Source organism: Alloyangia mangrovi (assembly GCF_002300555.2).
GTDB lineage: Bacteria > Pseudomonadota > Alphaproteobacteria > Rhodobacterales > Rhodobacteraceae > Salipiger > Salipiger mangrovi.
On sequence record NZ_NTHN02000041.1, the window covers coordinates 1 to 15,779 of the forward strand.

Sequence of the window (15,779 nt, forward strand, 5' to 3'; positions counted from 1 at the left end):
GGCGATCTCGCGCGCTACTGCGACCCCGGCGCGCCCGAGAGCCTGCGCGCCGCGCTCGCGGCCACGCTGGCCGACCCGGGTGCCGCCGCCCGCGCCGACGCGCTGCGCGCGCATGTCGCCCGGCACATGTCCTGGGAGGGCTACGCCCGCGCCACCGCCGAGGCCTACCAGCGCGCGCTGCAGAGCCCGCCAAAGGCGCCCCCCGCCTGAGCCCAGTGGCCAATCCCTGCCGCCGCTGCTCGCCGGCGAGATCGCCCGGGCCGGCAGCGAGGCGACCGAGCAGAAGATCCGCTTCGGCGCCGGCTGGCAGGCGCCGGAGGAGGGGCTGCGCCGGACCTCCGCGCCGCGCGCCGAACTCTGGCTGCGCGGGGACCGCGCGTTGCGCCCCGGGCAGGAGGCGCTCCTGCTGCACCTCGGCCTTTGCGGCACACGACCCGACGGAGAACCCGCCGAGCTGCGCGTCCATTGTGGCGGTAGCTGCCTCTATGCCGCGCCGGTCACCGGCGCCGGCCTGCCCGGCGAGCTGCTGCTGCACCTGCCCGCCAGCGCGCTCGATGGGGCGGGCGAGCTGCCGCTGGTGCTCGAGCTACCCCCCCGGCCTCGGTCTCGGCTTCGCGCGGCTGCTCGATCCCGAGCTTTGCAACCCGCTCTATCTCCTTCCCAACCCGCAGGACTGGAGCTTTGGCCTGCTGCCGCAGGAGATCGACCTCGGCCTCGCGGCGCAGCGCGCCCTGCTCGCCCCGGGCCTGCAGGCCAGTGCCGCCTGGGGCGCCGGATCGCGCGCGCCGCACCTGGCGCTCTTCCTGCCGATCCTGCCCGGCGCCCCGGCGCAGCGCCTCGTTCTGAGCCTGCGCCCGGTGGCCAGCCCCGAGGCCCCCTCGGGCGCGCGGTTCTCCTGCAACGGCAGGCTGCTGGCCGAGCCGCGCTGGCAAAACAGCACCCCGGTCGAGCTTGAGCTCGAACTGCAGGAGGCCGACCTGCAGGCCGCCCCCGCGGTGCTGCTGATCGAGCCGCTCTCCCCGGCCACCCCGGCGGATCTCGGCCTCGGGCAGGAGCGCGGCCTGGCCGGGCTCGGGCTCTTCGACCTCAGCCTGACACCGGAGGGATGAGCGCCATGCTGCTGCCGTCCAACAGCCGTTTCGAGCAGCCCATGGAGGGGCGCGAGCTGAGCACCGGGATCCGCCTCGGCCGCGGCTGGCACACCGGGGACCCCGCGGACGCAGGCGCGGCCTGGACCCGCAGCCCGCGCGCCACGCTGCAGATCTCCGCCGGACATTTTCCCGAGCCGGTGCCGCTGCGCCTGACCCTGCGGGCCTTTTGCGCCAGCCCGGAGCGGCAGGGCACGCTGCGCCTGCTCAGCCCCGGCCAGCCGGTTCTGCAGCGCGTGCTCACCAGCACCGCGCCGGTCACCCTGCTGCTGCCGACGCCGCGCCACGCGCCGGGAGCGGAAAGCACCGCGCTCACCCTCGCCTTCGACCTCTTCGGCAGCCCGCTGCTGGAGGGCACCGGACCCGACGAGCGCCAGCTCGGCCTCGCGCTCCTCGATGTCACCCCGCGCTGGCCTCTGCGCCGGCGCCTGAACGCGGTGCTGTCCCGGCTGCGGCGCGGCTGATCCCGCGCCCCCATGCCGTGTCTTGCATGTAGCACCTTGCCCCCGGGGTACGGTGCTGGCCCTGTGCGCTTGATCCCCCCCCCACCGGGCCTCTATCAAATCTACGGACTTGTCCCTCTCCTGCACGGGAGCCCGCGCAGGAGAGGGACCAAGAAGGCGGCGCATACCGCCCGGACACGGACGTTTCAGAGGCAGGACCCCATGAAGACAGCATTCATCACCGGCATCACCGGACAGGACGGCGCCTATCTCGCGAAGCTGCTGCTCGAAAAGGGCTACGAGGTCCACGGCGGGGTGCGGCGCATCTCCCATTCCGAGACCGTCCGGCTGGAGCTGCTGGGGATCGCCGACCAGGTCACCCTGCACGAGTTCGACCTGACCGAGCAGAACAACATCTTCCGCACTTTGCAGAAGATCGAGATGGACGAGTTCTACAACCTCGCGGCGCAGAGCTTCGTCGGCGCCTCCTGGGACCTGCCGATCTACACCTCCGACGTCGACGCCATGGGTGTGGTGCGGGTGCTCGACACGCTGCGCAGCCTGCGCCCGGACGTGCGCTTCTACCAGGCCTCGACCTCCGAGATGTTCGGCCTCGTGCAGGCGGTGCCGCAAAGCGAGACCACGCCCTTCTACCCGCGCTCGCCCTATGGCGTGGCCAAGGTCTATGGCCATTTCATCACCAAGAACTACCGCGAGAGCTTCGGCCTGCACGCCAGCTCGGGGATCCTGTTCAACCACGAAAGCCCGCTGCGCGGCGCCGAGTTCGTCACCCGCAAGATCACCCTCGGCCTCGCGGCGCTGGCCCGCGGCGGCGAGGCGGCGGTGGAGCTCGGCAACATGGACGCGCAGCGCGACTGGGGCTTTGCCGGCGACTACGTCGAGGGCATGTGGCGCATGCTGCAGCAGGACGAGGCCGACGATTACGTGCTGGCCACCGGGGTGACCACGACGATCCGCGACTTCTTCACCTATGCCGCCGAGGAGCTTGGCATGGATCTGGCCTGGGAAGGCGCGGGAGAAGCCGAGACCGCCACCGACCGCAAGAGCGGCAAGCTGGTGATGAAGGTGAACCCGAAGTTCTACCGCCCCGCCGAGGTCGACCTGCTGATCGGCGACGCGACCAAGGCGCGCGAGAAGCTCGGCTGGGAGGCGCGCACCGACATTCGCGCCCTGGCGCGGATGATGGCCAAGTCCGACTACGACGCGCTCGCCTGAGCCGCCTGACCCACCGACTGCCCTTTTGCCCAAGGAAATCCCGATGAGCCCGCTGCTCTCCAAGCTCCGCTCCACCGCCCGCCGGGTGCTGAAGGGCCCACCGCCGCCGCCCGATGGCCACCAGTACCACGGCGCCTTCCGCGGCAGTCTCGACGGGCTCTCCGATGACGGTGTTCTGCGCGGCTGGGTGATCCGCCACGACAGCAAGAAAGGCCGGGTGCCGGTCGGGCTCTACGCCGGGACCACCCTGATCGACGCCCGCGTCGCCGACGAGCTGCGCGAGGACGTGCGCGACGTGACCGGCGGCGAGACGACCTGCGGCTTCCAGTTCCGCCTGTCGGAAATCCACCACCAGAAGATCGCCGAGGCCGGCGGCGCGCTGCGCCTGCGCATCGAGGGGCCGGAGGGGATCGAGCTGGGACGGCTGCAGCTCGAGGTCGAGGACGCCGCGCCCGGCGCTGGCGCCGACATGGTGACCGGCTGCCGCTTCGCGCTGAAGCGCGAGCTGGCGGCCCTGCGCGCGCTGCTGGACGAGACGCCCCCCGGTCGAGGCCCTGCCCTCCGCGCCGGAGCCGCGCCCCGCGCTGAGCCGCCACCGCAATCTCCTGACCACCGAGCGGCTGGTCCCCGATATCCCGAAGAGCGGCCAGCCCGCCTATCTCGATTACGTGCGCTACCGCTACCGGCTGAACGAGCGCTTCCCGGTCGAGCCCGGGCTCGAATGCCAGGACCACTACCTCTACTGGTACATGAGCGCCTACCGCAGCGGCGAGAACCACCGCATCCCGATCTCGGCGCAGCAGATCGCCTATCTCAACGCGCCGCAGACCATGGGCGGGCAGACCAATACGCTCACCCGCGTCATGTGGTGGCGGCTCATGGGCCGACCCGACATGCTGGGACGGCTCAACCTCAACGACCGCGACGCCTATCTCGACGTGCTGTTCTGGTGGGCGCACCAGGACGTGGCCACGCTCTACTTCGAGGATTGCCTGGTGCCGGAGCAGGTCGCCGAGGCGCTGCGCGAGGTGCCCCCGGCACGCCGGCTCGCCGCCTTCCCGCTGAGCCAGTTCGCCGCGCGCTTCCACGCCGAGAACCCGAAACTGAAGTTCCTCGACATCGAGACCGCCGAGGGCCGCAAGACCCTGCTGCTGATCCTGCTGTTGCAGGCGGCGCAGCGCCCCGACCTGTTGCGCTACATCCCGCAGGAGCAGATCGACGCGCTGCTCGCCCCGGGCGCTTCCGGCGGCGCCTCGGAACTCGAGCTCTTCGTCAACGCCCTCCTCGAGGACGGCACCGGGGAAGAACAGGCAGATCCCATTGCCCTGCCCCGCGCCCGCTACGCCGCGGCGCTGCGCCGCAAGTACTTCGACCTCGGCAGCCGCGCCTTCCTGACCTTCGACCAGGCCGGCAACCGTTTCGAGGCCGCCGCCATGCCGCTGCCCGATCCCGCCCGCCGCGAGGTCGACGTGCAGCTAATCGGCCCGCTCGCCAAGGCCTCGGGCCTCGGCCAGGCCACGCGGCTCTCGGCCGAGATCCTGCGCGCCACCGGGCTTGACGTGCGCGGCGTCGACTTCGACCTCGACAACCCGGCACCCGAGGGCTTCTCCTCGGAGACGCTGATCGAGGACTACGGCCCGGCCAAGATCAACCTGCTTCACCTCAACGCGGAATCCGTGCCGCTGGCCTATTCCTACCAGCCCGATGTCTTCTCGGGCGCCTACAACATCGGCTACTTCTTCTGGGAACTCGACATGCCGGCCTATTGCCACTACCTCGGCATGTCGCTGCTCGACGAGATCTGGGTCTCCACCGAGTACGGGCTGCGGATCTACAAGCCGGGGGCCGAGGGCAAGCCGGTGGTCAACGTCGGCATGTGCTACGAGGAGCACCCCGACATCACCCGCGAGACCGCCCGCGGCTTCGTCGAGGCACGCTTCGGCTTCGACGAGAGCCACCACGTCTGCCTCGTCGCCTTCGACAGCTTCTCCTTCGTGCAGCGCAAGAACCCGGTGGCGGTGCTCGAAGCCTTCCAGCAAGCCTTCGAGGGGGTGCCCGAGGCGCGGCTGGTGGTGAAGACGCAGAACCGCACCAAGGTGTTCGACCCGGTGCAGGTGGCGCTCTGGAACCGCGTCGACGCGATCATCGAGAGCGATCCGCGCATCGTGGTGATGAACGAGACGCTGAGCTACCGCGACCTGCTGCAGCTCAAGGCCGGTTCGGATTGCTACATCTCGCTGCACAAGTCCGAGGGCTGGGGCTTTGGCATGATCGAGGCCATGGCGCTGAAGGTGCCGGTGATCTGCACCGCCTATTCCGGCAACATGGACTTCTGCTCGGACGAGACCGCCTGGCTGGTGGATTACGAGGAGGTGCCACTCGAGCAGGGCGACTACATCTTCGTGCGCGAGGGCTCGCTCTGGGCCGAGCCCTCGGTCACCGATGCCGCCCGCCAGCTGCGCGCCGCGCGCGACAACCCAGAGGCCAGCCGCGCCAAGGCCGAGGCGGCCTATTCCCACATCCGGGAGAATTTCTCGGTGGAGGCCATCGCCGGACGCTACGGCGGGCGGCTGCGGGAGATCCTCGCCGAGCTGCAGGCGCCGCGGGCGAGCTGAGCCCGGGGCGTCAGACCCAGCTTCCCACCGCCAGCACCGCGCAGGCGGTGGCGACCCGCGCGCCGCTGAGATCCCAGGCCGAGATCTCGGCGCTGCCCGAGGCCAGCGTGCCGACCGAGAGCAGCTGCGCGGCCCCCGAGGCACAGCTGCCGCTCACCACGGGCGGCGCGGCAAACCCTGCCGGGTAGCTCCAGCTGACCGCCCCCGCCGCGCTGCTGGTCAGCGTGTGCCAGCAAAGCTGGGTGCCGTCCGCCAGCCGCCAGGTAGCTGCCCGCCGCCCCCCGAGCCCTGCTCGAGCAGTGCCCCCGGTGCTCTCGCCTGCCGCCTGCGCCACCGTGCCGAGCACGCCCGAGCCGCAGAGCGCGCCATCGACCCGCGCGCCCTGCGGCAGATGCGCCACGCCGGTGGTCGCCGACAGGCTCAGCCCGATCCGCCAACCCGCGCCATCCTCCGAGACCTTCACCGAGAAATCATCCTCCCCGGCGCAGCCCATCTCGGCACGGCCCGACCAGCCGGACTGGAAGAGCAGGCTGGCGGTGTCGCCCGCCGCCGCCTTGTTGATCTTCAGCTGGTGGCCAGCTCCGGCGTGGCTGAGCAGCGTCGCCTCCGAGGCCACCGCCAGCCGGTTCACCGCGTCGGGCGCGGCGTTCACCCCGAGCTCGAGCATCTGGCCCCGGCTCGGCAGCGACATCTCCTGCCAGTCGCCCTCCTGCCAGACCAGCGCCGCCGCCTCGTCGAGCACGAAGGCCAGCCAGCCCGGCCCCGGCGCGAGGAACTGCCAGGCCGTGCCGTCCCAGAAGGCCAGCGCCCCGCCCTGCCCCGACCAGGCGCCGCCCGCCGCCGCAGGCAGCAGGTAGCGCGCGCCGGGCGCGGGCTCGGCGGGAGGGTCGGGAAGCGTGCGGCTCTGCACCGCCAGCTGCACCAGCGCGTCGAGCCGCAGCAGCGCCTCGTTGTGGGTGACGTGCTTCTGCGCCTGCGCCGGGGCGAGATAGGGCAGCGAGAGGTTGGCGGACAGATCGGACATGCGGCGGCTCCCTGCGCGATGCCCCCTCGCGGAGGCTCATGGCAGGCAGGGTAGGCGCAGCGCCCCTAAGCGGATCCTGCACCGCCGCGCGCGCGAAGCGCAACGGCCCGGGCGCCGCTTGGAGATGCCTCGAGAGAGGGTCGATCCGGGCGAAACCGCCCGGATCAGAGACTGTTTTCGGCTCAGGCCCTCAGGCCAGCTCGAGCCGCGCCCCGGTCATCAGGTCGAGATCGGTGCCCAGCAGCACCAGGTCCGATCCGCCCGCGGTCAGCAGCAGGTCGTCGCCGTCCTGCACGAAGGCCGCCCGCGCCGCGGCGGTGTCGGCAAAGCCGAAGCCCTCGAGCCGCAGCGTGTCCCAGGCCTCGAAATCAGCGATCGTGGCGCTGCCGCCGCTGGCGAAGAGGAAGAGATCCGCATGGGCGCCGCCGACCAGGATGTCGTCGCCGGTGCCGCCGTCGAGCACGTCATCGATGCCCTGACCCCGCATCCAGGCCTCGTAATCGGCCTCGGTGCCGGCGATGAACTCGGCGCTCTGGGCAAAGCCCTGCACCACCTCGGACCGGCTCATCCCGCCGTCCAGCCGCGCCGTCCAGTTGGCGAGCCCGGTGGCATCCGCATCCCGGCCCAGCACGTTGTTGTAGAGCAGGTCGACGAAAGCGCCGTTGTCGAGCGCGCCGTAGGTTTTCTGGAACTCGGCGCTCTGCACGAAGCCGTCGACCACCTCGAGATAGGCCCGCCCGTCGGCGAGCCGGCCGCTCCAGTTATCGAAGCCGGTGACATCCGGTGCGCGGTCCAGCGTCGCCTGGTAGAGCCGGAAGACATCGTCACCCCAGGAGGCCGCGCCGCCCTCGGACAGGGCGTGGTGGATGCCGTAGGCCGCCGCATCCGCCGCGGTCTTGGCGATGAACTCGGCGCTCTGCGAGAAGCCGAGCACCACCTCGGGGCGGCTCCAGGAACCCCCGTCGAGCCGCGCGGTCCAGTTGGCCAGCCCGGTGGCATCGGGATCGCGGTCCAGCACGTTGTTGTAGAGCAGGGTGACGAAGCCTTCGTTGTCCAGCGCGCCGTAGGTTTTCTGGAACTCGGCGCTGCCGGTGAAGCCGCTCGCGACCTCCTCCAGCGTCTTCGCGCCGCTCTCGAGCCGCGCCGACCAGTTGCCGTAACCCTCGAGGTTGGGGGCGCGGTCCAGCGTCGCGAGGTAGAGCCGGTAGACCGTGTCACCCTCGGCCGGGCCCTCGAAAGCCTGATCGCCGAAGAGCAGGTCGTCGCCGCCGCCGCCGAGCAGCGTGTCCGACCCGCCGCCGCCGATCAGGGTCTGGTCGACCTCGCCGAGGCCCTGCAGCAGCTCGTCCGCCGGCGTGCCCTGGAGCAGCGCCGCCGAGGAGATGAGATCGCCCGCCACCGCCTCGCCCGCGATGGCGTCGAGCTTGAGGTTCTCGTCTCCCATGGCGACGCTGTAGCTCAACTCGCCGGAGATTCCCGCGCCCGAGAAGCTGACCTCGTAGACCCCCTCCGGCAGCACCAACTGGTAGCCGCCCGAGGCCCAGCTCGTGGTGGTATAGGTGCCCGCGGCGCCGGTGGCGATGACGGTGATGCCGCCCAGCCCCTCGCCGATGTCGTAGAAATCATCGCCGTCGGCATCGTCGATCACCACCCCCAGGAGCTGCGCCTGGTAATCGGCGCGGGTGCCGAAGTCCTGCGTCATCGCATAGGGGCCGATGCCGCCCGAGGCGGCGGCGACGCCGATGCCGACCTCGGTCACCCCCGAGGAGAGGATGGCGTTGCGGTGCCCGGCCGGGCTCTGCATGCCGCCGGTGCCCACGCCCCAGTCGATGTAGAAGGCGGCGTGGCTGTGCAGCGGATCCTCGGCATAGGCAAAGACGTTCTCGTTGAGCCGGGTCCAGCCGGTGTAGCCCGCCGCCACGACCCGGTCGCGCAGCACCGGCTCGTCGTCGATCTGGTGGGCCTGGGTCTTGGTGTCGATCATCAGCTGGGTGTGGTCGTCGGCGGCATCGGCCAGGGCGCTGTTCCAGGCCAGCGGCGCCACCGGGTCATAGGCGGCGAGCTGCTGCTTGAAGAGATCGAGGTCGACGCCGAAGTAGTCCAGCGCCTGGGTGATGTTGGCCTGCGCGCCGGTGCCGCTGGCGGCATCCGAGATCAGCGCATCGAACTCCCCCGTCGGGTCGAGGCGGGCGCGGTTGATGTATTCCAGCATCTGCTGTTCGAAGGCGGTGGGGGTCTGGGTCGACATGATATCCTTCGTGTTTCTACTCTGGTGCTTGGGAAATTCCGAACTTCTGAAACTCTGAAAACTCTGGAAGCGGGGCTTACAGGTAGGTCTAACCGGCCAAAAGTAACCCACTCCCCCCCCTCATCGGCTATAGGCTTGGCGAGGACCGGCGCTGGCCCGGCTCTGGCCTGCCGCGGGCCGGCCCTAGAACAGCAACATGTCATCGTGAATGTCAGATTGAAGCACCCCCTGCAGGGTGATGCTGCTGCCTTGGGCGGAAAACACCACCCCCTGTTCCCCCTGCTCCAGATGCGCCCGGATCTCCGCCGCCGAGCCGAAACCAAAGCCCTCGAAGACCAGCAGGTCCCAGCGCTCGAGATCGGCCACCACATGGGTGCCCCGCGCCTCGGCGCGGAAGACGAAGCGGTCCGAGAGCATGCCGCCGACCAGCAGGTTGGTCCCGCCGCCGCCGTCGAGCAGGTCGTCCTCGCCGGTCCCGCGCAGGAAGGCCAGCAGGTCCGGGGCGCTGCGGGCGGTGAACTCGGCGCTCTGGGAAAAGCCGCGCACCACCTCGGCGCGGCTCATCCCCGCCTCGAGCCGGGCGGTCCAGTTGGCCTGCCCCGCCGCGTCGCCCTCGCGGCCCAGCACGTTGCGGTAGAGCTGCGCGACGAAGCCCGCCGCGTCGAGCGCGCCGTAGCTCTGGCGGAACTCGGCGCTGGCGGTGAACCCCTCGACCACCTCGGGAAACGGCCGTCCCTGCGCCAGCCGGGCGCTCCAGTTCAGCAGGCCCGGCAGGTCGGGGGCGCGGTCCAGCACCGCCTGGTAGAGCCGGAAGACATCGTCCGCCCAGCCCTGCTGCAGCGCCTCGCGGCTGTGCCCGGCCGCCCCGGCGGCGCTGGCGGCGATGAACTCGGCGCTTTCGGAAAACCCCAGGACCACCCGCTCGCGGCTCATCCCCGCCTCGAGCCGCGCGGTCCAGTTGGCCAGCCCCTGCGGCTCGGGCTCCCGGTCCAGCACGTTGCGGTAGAGCAGCGTCACGAAACCGGCGTCATCGGGGGCGCCATAGGCCTGGCGGAACTCCGGCGCGCCGGTAAAGCCCGCCGCCACCGAGACGAGGTCGCGCTCGCCCGAGAGCAGCCGCGCGCTCCAGTTCCACAGGCCCGCGGCATCGGGCGCGCGGTCGAGCGTGGCGCGGTAGAGCCGGTAGACCGATCCCGCGACCGGATCGAAGCCGGGGTCGGCCTCCGCGCCGCTCAGCACATCGTCCCCCGGCCCGCCGAGCAGCAGGCTGCCTGCGGCGGTCGGCGTTTCGCCCGGAGTTTCTCCCGGCGGTTCGCCGGGCGTCTCCTCCGGCGGTTCAGGCTCTGATCCGGGCTCTTCTTCGTCCGGCACCTCCTCCACCGGCTGCGGCTCGGGGATCGGGCTGGTGTCCAGGTGCCACAGGTCGCGCAGATCCCCGATGTCGAAATCCGCCGCCGAGAGCGGGCTGCCCGCGGCGCTGCGCACCTGCAGCACATCCGCGCCGATCTTGATCCGCGCGCCGGTCGAACTGGGGGTGATCGTCAGCGCCGCCACCGTGTAGAACCGCCCCATGGCCGAGAGGTCGATGCGATCCACCCCCGGCTCGAAATCGTCGATCCGGTCAAGCTCCCCGTCGCCGTCGATCACGAAGACATCCGCCCCGGCGCCGCCGTGCAGCCGGTCCCGCCCCGGCCCGTCGATCAGCACGTCGTCCCCGGCGCCGCCGCGCAGCGTGTCGTCGCCTGCCCGCCCGCGACCTGGTCGTTGCCCGCGCCGCCCTGCCAGCTGTCCGCCCCGGCGCCGAGCTGCAGCCTTGCGCCGATCTGCCCCAGCTCGGCACGCAGCAGGCTGATCCCGCCGCCCGAGCCGGGCGGCCCCTCGGGCCAGCCGCCAGCCACGTAGATCTCCAGCGTCGTCCCTGCCCCGCTGCCGCTGCGCGCCAGCGCCAGCGCGGCGGGATCGCTCAACGCCATGCCCGCGTCATCGGCCAGCGTTGCCAGGTGCAGCAGCCGCCCGCCGGGCAGCAGGGTCAGCAGGCTGATGCCGTCGTCGCTGCCGCCCGCCACCAGGTAGAGCTGCCCGTCCACCACGAGGCTGGCCAGCGCGGTGACCCCGGCGAAGCGCGTGTCCAGATCATCGCCGACAAGGTCGGTCACCCGCATGCCGCCATCCGCCGCCAGCGCCACCACCGCCAGATGCCCCGAGCCCGCGCCGATCAGCGCGTAGCTCTGCCCGGCCAGCGTCACCAGCTCGAGCCGGGTCGGCGTGTCGAGAAACAGCCCGTCGTACACCCGGAGCTGGCGCATATCGCTCAGCCCGCCGGAAGGTGCGATTTCCCATGAATAGAGACTGTTTTCCCCGGGTGAGAGCGCCAGAACCCCGCTCTGCGTGCCAAGCTCCGCCACCGCCAGCGCCGAGACCGCGCCGATCTCGCGGGCCGAGGTCCCCACGCGCAGGATCCCGTCTGATCCGACCTGCCAGACCTCGATCCCCGGACCCTGCCGCGCCGCGCTGACCAGAAGATCCGCCCCGCCACCCTGCCCCGGCAGCACGACCAGATCCGCCAGCGCCCGCGCCGCGCCATCGCCGTAACGCAGCGAGACCCGCTCCGCGAGCGCGCCATCCGCGCCGATCCGCCAGCCCTCGATCCCCGCGCCGGCGCCGCCCGGCACCAGCAGCAGATCCGCCCCGCCGATCTCGGCGACCAGCAGCCGGCGCGGCGCGGAGAGCCCGGGATTAGAGCCTGCATAGCCCTGCACCGTGGTGATCCCCAGGTCCGCGCTCCAGCCCAGAAGCCCGGTTCCGGCGCTGTAGATCCGCAGGCCGCCCTCCCCACTTTCCTCCGCAGGCCAGGCCAGCAGCGCCGAGAGCCCCATCATCTGCGCCGCGCCCGCGGGGCCCAGGTCGGCCCCGGCAAACTGCGTCGTCACATGGCTGAGCTGCCCCATCTCGCGTCCCGCGTCCTGCCCGGCGTGGCCTCCAGCTATGCCCCCGCCGCCCTCGCCACGTGGTTAACGCCGTGCCCTGAAATCCGCGCAAAATGTCTCGCATTGTCGAGAACTGCCGCGCGCGGTTGCGCGCCCCGCCGCGCTCCGGCATGACCTAGGGCAAGAGCCCCGGCAGAGAGACCGACCATGCGCGCGCCCCAGCCCCCTTCGGTGCAGACCCGGATCACCATCCTCCTGGCCACGTGGAACGGCGCGACGCACCTGCAGGAACAGCTCGAGTCGTACCTGGCGCAGACCCATGAGGCCTGGGACCTCTGGGTCAGCGACGACGGCTCCAGCGATGCCACGCGGGAGATCCTCGAGGCCTTCCGCGCCGCCGAGAGCCCTCGCCGCGAGGTGCGCATCGTCGCCGGGCCGCGGCGCGGCCATGCCGCCAACTTCCTGTCGCTGCTGTGCCACCCCGAGCTGCCCGCCGGGCCGGTGGCGCTCTCGGACCAGGACGACGTCTGGCTGCCCGGCAAGCTGGCGCTGGCGCTCTCGGCGCTGAAGAACGCCGGGCCGGTGGCGCTCTACGGCGCGCAGAGCATCCACACCGACCAGGCGCTGCGCCGCATCGGCGGCTCGCGCCCGCCGCGCGGACGGCCCTGTTTCGGCAATGCGCTGACCCAGAACGTGGTAAGCGGGCACAGCGCCACGCTCAGCGCCGGGGCGCTCGAGCTGGTGCGCCGCGCCGGCGTGCCCGAAGGCATCCCCTACCACGACTGGTGGCTCTACCAGCTGGTGAGCGGCGCCGGCGGCGAGATCGTCATCGACCCGGCCAAGGTGCTCTATTATCGCCAGCACGTCAGCAACGCGATGGGCGCGCACCAGGGGCTGTCGGCGCGGCTGGTGCGGGCGCGGCAGGTGCTCGGGCGGACCTACGCGGGCTGGATCGGCGCCAATCTTGCGGCGCTGGAGCGGGTCTCGGAGCTGCTCACCCCGGAAAACCGGGCGCTGATCGCCCGCCTGCGCGCGGAGCCGCCGCGTCCGGGGCTGTCGCGGCTGCTGACCTTCCGCCAGCTCGGCCTGCACCGGCAGACCCGGCTGACCACGGCGAGCCTCTACCTCGCCGCAGCGCTTGGGCGGGTCTGAGGCGAAACAGGCTCTAACGAGGGGAAATCCACCCCCTCAGGCGCGGCGCTTCATGTTGTCCTCATGGTCGCGGATGCCCTGGTCGACGTCGTCGTAGAAGGTCAGATGACCGTCTTCCAGCACCACCACCGCGTCGCAAAGCTGGCTGATCTGTCTCATGGAATGGCTCACCACCACCGCTCCGGCGTTGCGCATGCGCTCCTTGAAGAGCGCGTCGCTGCGCGCCTTGAAGGAGGCGTCGCCCACCGCGGTGATCTCGTCCACGAGGTAGGTGTCAAAGGCGATGCCCATGGAGGTGCCGAAGGCCAGGCGCGACTTCATCCCCGAGGAATAGGTCTTCAGCGGCAGGTGGAAATGCACCCCGAGCCCGGCGAAGTCCTCGACGAAGGCGATGAGCTCATCGGTGTCGACGCCGTAGATCCGACCGATGAAGCGACAGTTCTGCGCGCCGCTCAGCTCGGGGTGAAAGGAGCCGGCAAAGCCCACCGGCCAGGAGATCGAGCCCGAGGAGCTGATCTTGCCCGAAGTCGGCGGCTCGGTGCCGGCGATCATCTTCAGCAGCGTCGACTTGCCCGCGCCATTGCGCCCCAGCAGCCCCACCGAGCGGCCGCTGGGGAAGGTCATGGAAACATTCTCCATGATGGTCTTGCGCTTGCCCTCCATGACGAAGGTCTTGCTGACGTTCTCGAAGCGGATCATCTCCGGCGCGCCCTCAGCGGCGGTCCTTGACCGAATAGGCCAGCAGCACGGCGGTCGACCAGAGCAGGAAGAGGAAGAGCGACACCACCATCAGCAGCGTGAGGCGGCTCGGGTATTCCGCGGTCTCGGCGCTGGTCGGCTTCATGTAGGCGGCGAGGTAGCGGCTCTTGCGCTTGGCCTCGGCCAGCGCGCTGTCATAGGCGGTCAGCGCCGACAGGTAGGCGCGCTCGGCGAACTCGCGGTCAACCGAGAGCCGCTCATAGTCGCCGACCAGATCGGCAAAAACCTGGCCGTTCGCCCCCGAACCCTCGAAGCCGAGCTTCTGGCGCTCGGCTGAAATGCGCGCACGGATCACGTCGAGCCGACGCTCGGCCTGGCCGACGCGCGGATCGTTCTGCTGCGAGGTCTCGCGCAGGAGGTCAAGCTCGATGATCTGCTCGGCTTCCTGGGCCTGCAGGTTGCTGAGCAGCCCGGCCTGGCTCTGCAGGTCGATCTGCGGGTCGATGATCTGGGTCTCGTTGCGGAAGCGGGTGACCGTCTCGCGCGCGACCTTGAGCCGCTCCACCGCCTCGTCGAGCTCGTCGCGCGAGTAGCTGATCGCATCGGCCCGGGCCACGGCGCTGAGCTCGTTGATCACGTCCGCGCTCTCGTCGAGCAGGGTCTGGGAGATCAGCGTCGCATCCTCGGGACGGAAGGCGCGGACCTCGACCTCGATCAGCCCGGCGCTGTAGGAGATGCGGACCATGTCGCCCCAATAGGCCAGCAGCTGCTCGATCGAGGCGTCCTGCGGCAGCTTGAACACAGGATCCCAGCCCGGCGGCGACCAGATTGCATGAAGGTCGATCTTCTTGTCGATGTCCGAGACCAGCTTCTGGCTCTGGATGAACTCGTAGAGGATGTCGGTGTCCGAGGAGCTCGAGCTCGAGAGGTTCGTCAGCCCGCCCAGCAGATCGACCGCCGAGGCGGCATCCTCCTGGCGCACGGTGAAGCCGACCTTCGAGGCGTATTGATCCGCCGCAACCAGCCACAGGTAGAGCGCGGTGAGAATGCCCGGCAGCACGACGCCGCAGAAGAAACTCAGCAGCATCAGCTTGTGCCGGCGCCGCGGCTTCGCCGCGCCCGCCGGCGGGCGGGCCGGAGCCTGGGGCACCGCCTTCGGACCCTGTTTCCGCGGCTGGCCCGGGGCCGGCACGACCGCCGGGCGCGGCAATCCGGGTGCGGCCTTCTGCTCGGCGGGGCTGCTGGGCTGGGCGGAACCGGGCTTGGCCTGCCCCCCCTGCTGCGGCTGCGCCTGCTTGGCAGCCTTGTCCTTGGCGGGTTGTGTCAAACGAGCCCCATGGGAATGTCATTTACCTCAAGGCGATGCTAATACACCTCAGACGCACAAGATACCAGTTTCCGGAAGACCCCCCGCATGAGCACCGAAGGTTTTGCGCCGCCCCCCCCAGACGCCTGCCCCGGCCACGGTTTCCGGCCGGCGCTCCTTTCCCGGCGCGCGCGCGGTGGCAGCGCTGATCCTGCGCGAGATGGCCACCAGCTACGGCCGCTCGCCGGGCGGCTACATCTGGGCCATCCTCGAGCCGATCGGCGGCATCGTGATGCTGTCGCTGGCCTTTTCGGCCTTCCTGCGCCACCCCAGCCTCGGGATCAGCTTCCCGATGTTCTACGCCACCGGCATGCTGCCCTTCGTCATGTACACCGAGCTGCAGGGCAAGATCGCCAGCTCGTTGAACTTCTCGAAACCACTGCTGGCCTATCCGACGGTGACCTTCGTCGATGCCATCGCCGGGCGCTTCATCCTGTCGGTGATGACCAAGCTGCTGGTCAGCTACATCATCTTCGGCGGCATCATGCTGATCTACGAGACCCGGGTGACCCTGGACTTCCTGCATATCTTCGAGGCCTTCGCCCTGGCGGGGCTGCTCGGGCTGGGGCTCGGCACGCTCACCTGTTTCGTCTTCACCCGCTTTCCACTGGCGCAGCAGGCCTGGGGCATCGTCACCAAGCCGCTGTTCCTGGTCTCTGGCATCTTCTACCTCTACGAGACCATCCCCCATCCCTACCAGAGCTACCTGTGGTACAACCCGCTGGTGCATATCATCGGCATCATGCGCAAGGGGTTCTACCCGACCTATGACGCCAACTACGCCTCGCCGGTCTACGTGCTCTCCATCGCGCTGATCAGCCTGGCCCTCGGTCTGCTGCTGCTCCGGCGCTACCACGCCGAGATCCTGAACCGCTGAGCCTATTCTCCTCCCCCTGGCCTTCTCCCCTGTCCTATACTTCA

At 70.4% G+C, this 15,779-nt stretch carries 14 protein-coding genes; 7 read left to right on the forward strand and 7 right to left on the reverse strand.

All coding sequences use genetic code 11. The annotated features are described in order from the left end of the window. From CLG85_RS19095 to gmd, 4 genes are all read left to right on the forward strand, one after another. Positions 1 to 210 (forward strand): hypothetical protein (locus CLG85_RS19095; protein ID WP_260349861.1); only part of this gene is annotated, 210 nt, incomplete at its 5' end. Positions 211 to 554: 344 nt separating this feature from the next. Beyond that, positions 555 to 1,109, forward strand: a complete 555-nt coding sequence (locus CLG85_RS19100) for a hypothetical protein (RefSeq protein ID WP_260349862.1) — start codon at positions 555 to 557, stop codon at positions 1,107 to 1,109. 5 nt (positions 1,110 to 1,114) lie between these two features. Then, entirely contained in the window at positions 1,115 to 1,612 is a 498-nt protein-coding gene (locus tag CLG85_RS19105; protein WP_260349863.1) for a hypothetical protein, read from the forward strand. A 201-nt stretch (positions 1,613 to 1,813) separates the two neighbouring features. Next, on the forward strand, positions 1,814 to 2,827 hold the full coding sequence (gene gmd / locus CLG85_RS19110) for a GDP-mannose 4,6-dehydratase (RefSeq protein ID WP_095884060.1): 1,014 nt from the start codon (positions 1,814 to 1,816) through the stop codon (positions 2,825 to 2,827). A 231-nt stretch (positions 2,828 to 3,058) separates the two neighbouring features. On the opposite strand, the gene CLG85_RS19115 is transcribed toward gmd, so the two are convergent. Further along, positions 3,059 to 3,298, reverse strand: coding sequence for a hypothetical protein (locus CLG85_RS19115; protein WP_260349864.1), 240 nt, complete (start codon positions 3,296 to 3,298; stop codon positions 3,059 to 3,061). Positions 3,299 to 3,495: 197 nt separating this feature from the next. Here CLG85_RS19115 and CLG85_RS19120 point away from each other — a divergent pair, with 197 nt between their 5' ends. After that, the gene (locus CLG85_RS19120; RefSeq protein ID WP_260349865.1) at positions 3,496 to 5,442 is read left to right on the forward strand and encodes a glycosyltransferase; all 1,947 of its coding nucleotides are present in this window, start codon (positions 3,496 to 3,498) and stop codon (positions 5,440 to 5,442) included. Positions 5,443 to 5,452: 10 nt separating this feature from the next. Here the strand turns inward: CLG85_RS19120 and CLG85_RS19125 are convergent, their stop codons facing one another. The 4 genes from CLG85_RS19125 to CLG85_RS19140 all read right to left on the reverse strand — a co-directional run bounded on the left by CLG85_RS19125 (position 5,453) and on the right by CLG85_RS19140 (position 11,662). Beyond that, positions 5,453 to 6,466 carry a DUF2793 domain-containing protein gene (locus tag CLG85_RS19125; RefSeq protein ID WP_260349866.1) on the reverse strand — a complete coding sequence of 338 codons (1,014 nt, stop codon included), beginning with the start codon at positions 6,464 to 6,466 and terminating at the stop codon, positions 5,453 to 5,455. Positions 6,467 to 6,656: 190 nt separating this feature from the next. Beyond that, positions 6,657 to 8,714, reverse strand: a complete 2,058-nt coding sequence (locus CLG85_RS19130) for a DUF4214 domain-containing protein (protein ID WP_260349867.1) — start codon at positions 8,712 to 8,714, stop codon at positions 6,657 to 6,659. A 183-nt stretch (positions 8,715 to 8,897) separates the two neighbouring features. Continuing rightward, positions 8,898 to 10,421: a DUF4214 domain-containing protein gene (locus CLG85_RS19135; protein ID WP_260349868.1), complete on the reverse strand. Its 1,524-nt coding sequence runs from the start codon at positions 10,419 to 10,421 to the stop codon at positions 8,898 to 8,900. Further along, positions 10,415 to 11,662, reverse strand: a complete 1,248-nt coding sequence (locus tag CLG85_RS19140) for a hypothetical protein (protein WP_260349869.1) — start codon at positions 11,660 to 11,662, stop codon at positions 10,415 to 10,417. Before CLG85_RS19140 ends, CLG85_RS19135 begins: the two co-directional genes overlap by 7 nt. Positions 11,663 to 11,848: 186 nt before the next feature. On the opposite strand from CLG85_RS19140, the gene CLG85_RS19145 reads away from it, so the two are divergent. Further along, on the forward strand, positions 11,849 to 12,793 hold the full coding sequence (locus CLG85_RS19145) for a glycosyltransferase (RefSeq protein WP_260349870.1): 945 nt from the start codon (positions 11,849 to 11,851) through the stop codon (positions 12,791 to 12,793). A 36-nt stretch (positions 12,794 to 12,829) separates the two neighbouring features. On the opposite strand, the gene CLG85_RS19150 is transcribed toward CLG85_RS19145, so the two are convergent. Both CLG85_RS19150 and CLG85_RS19155 read right to left on the reverse strand, forming a co-directional pair. Beyond that, positions 12,830 to 13,492, reverse strand: coding sequence for an ABC transporter ATP-binding protein (locus CLG85_RS19150; protein WP_224849654.1), 663 nt, complete (start codon positions 13,490 to 13,492; stop codon positions 12,830 to 12,832). 13 nt (positions 13,493 to 13,505) lie between these two features. Next, complete coding sequence (locus CLG85_RS19155) at positions 13,506 to 14,819, reverse strand: KpsE/RkpR family capsule polysaccharide export protein (protein ID WP_260349871.1); 1,314 nt, start codon at positions 14,817 to 14,819, stop codon at positions 13,506 to 13,508. A 175-nt stretch (positions 14,820 to 14,994) separates the two neighbouring features. Here CLG85_RS19155 and CLG85_RS19160 point away from each other — a divergent pair, with 175 nt between their 5' ends. Beyond that, positions 14,995 to 15,735, forward strand: coding sequence for an ABC transporter permease (locus tag CLG85_RS19160; RefSeq protein WP_260349872.1), 741 nt, complete (start codon positions 14,995 to 14,997; stop codon positions 15,733 to 15,735). The last annotated feature ends 44 nt before the right edge of the window (positions 15,736 to 15,779 follow it).

Bases quoted from the DNA above. Each gene is read 5' to 3' on its own strand.
- CLG85_RS19100 (WP_260349862.1), top strand. From the start codon at position 555: ATGGGGCGGGCGAGCTGCCGCTGGTGCTCGAGCTACCCCCCCGGCCTC.
- CLG85_RS19105 (WP_260349863.1), top strand. From the start codon at position 1,115: ATGCTGCTGCCGTCCAACAGCCGTTTCGAGCAGCCCATGGAGGGGCGC.
- gmd (WP_095884060.1), top strand. From the start codon at position 1,814: ATGAAGACAGCATTCATCACCGGCATCACCGGACAGGACGGCGCCTAT.
- CLG85_RS19115 (WP_260349864.1), bottom strand. From the start codon at position 3,298: ATGTCGGCGCCAGCGCCGGGCGCGGCGTCCTCGACCTCGAGCTGCAGC.
- CLG85_RS19125 (WP_260349866.1), bottom strand. From the start codon at position 6,466: ATGTCCGATCTGTCCGCCAACCTCTCGCTGCCCTATCTCGCCCCGGCG.
- CLG85_RS19130 (WP_260349867.1), bottom strand. From the start codon at position 8,714: ATGTCGACCCAGACCCCCACCGCCTTCGAACAGCAGATGCTGGAATAC.
- CLG85_RS19140 (WP_260349869.1), bottom strand. From the start codon at position 11,662: ATGGGGCAGCTCAGCCATGTGACGACGCAGTTTGCCGGGGCCGACCTG.
- CLG85_RS19145 (WP_260349870.1), top strand. From the start codon at position 11,849: ATGCGCGCGCCCCAGCCCCCTTCGGTGCAGACCCGGATCACCATCCTC.
- CLG85_RS19150 (WP_224849654.1), bottom strand. From the start codon at position 13,492: ATGATCCGCTTCGAGAACGTCAGCAAGACCTTCGTCATGGAGGGCAAG.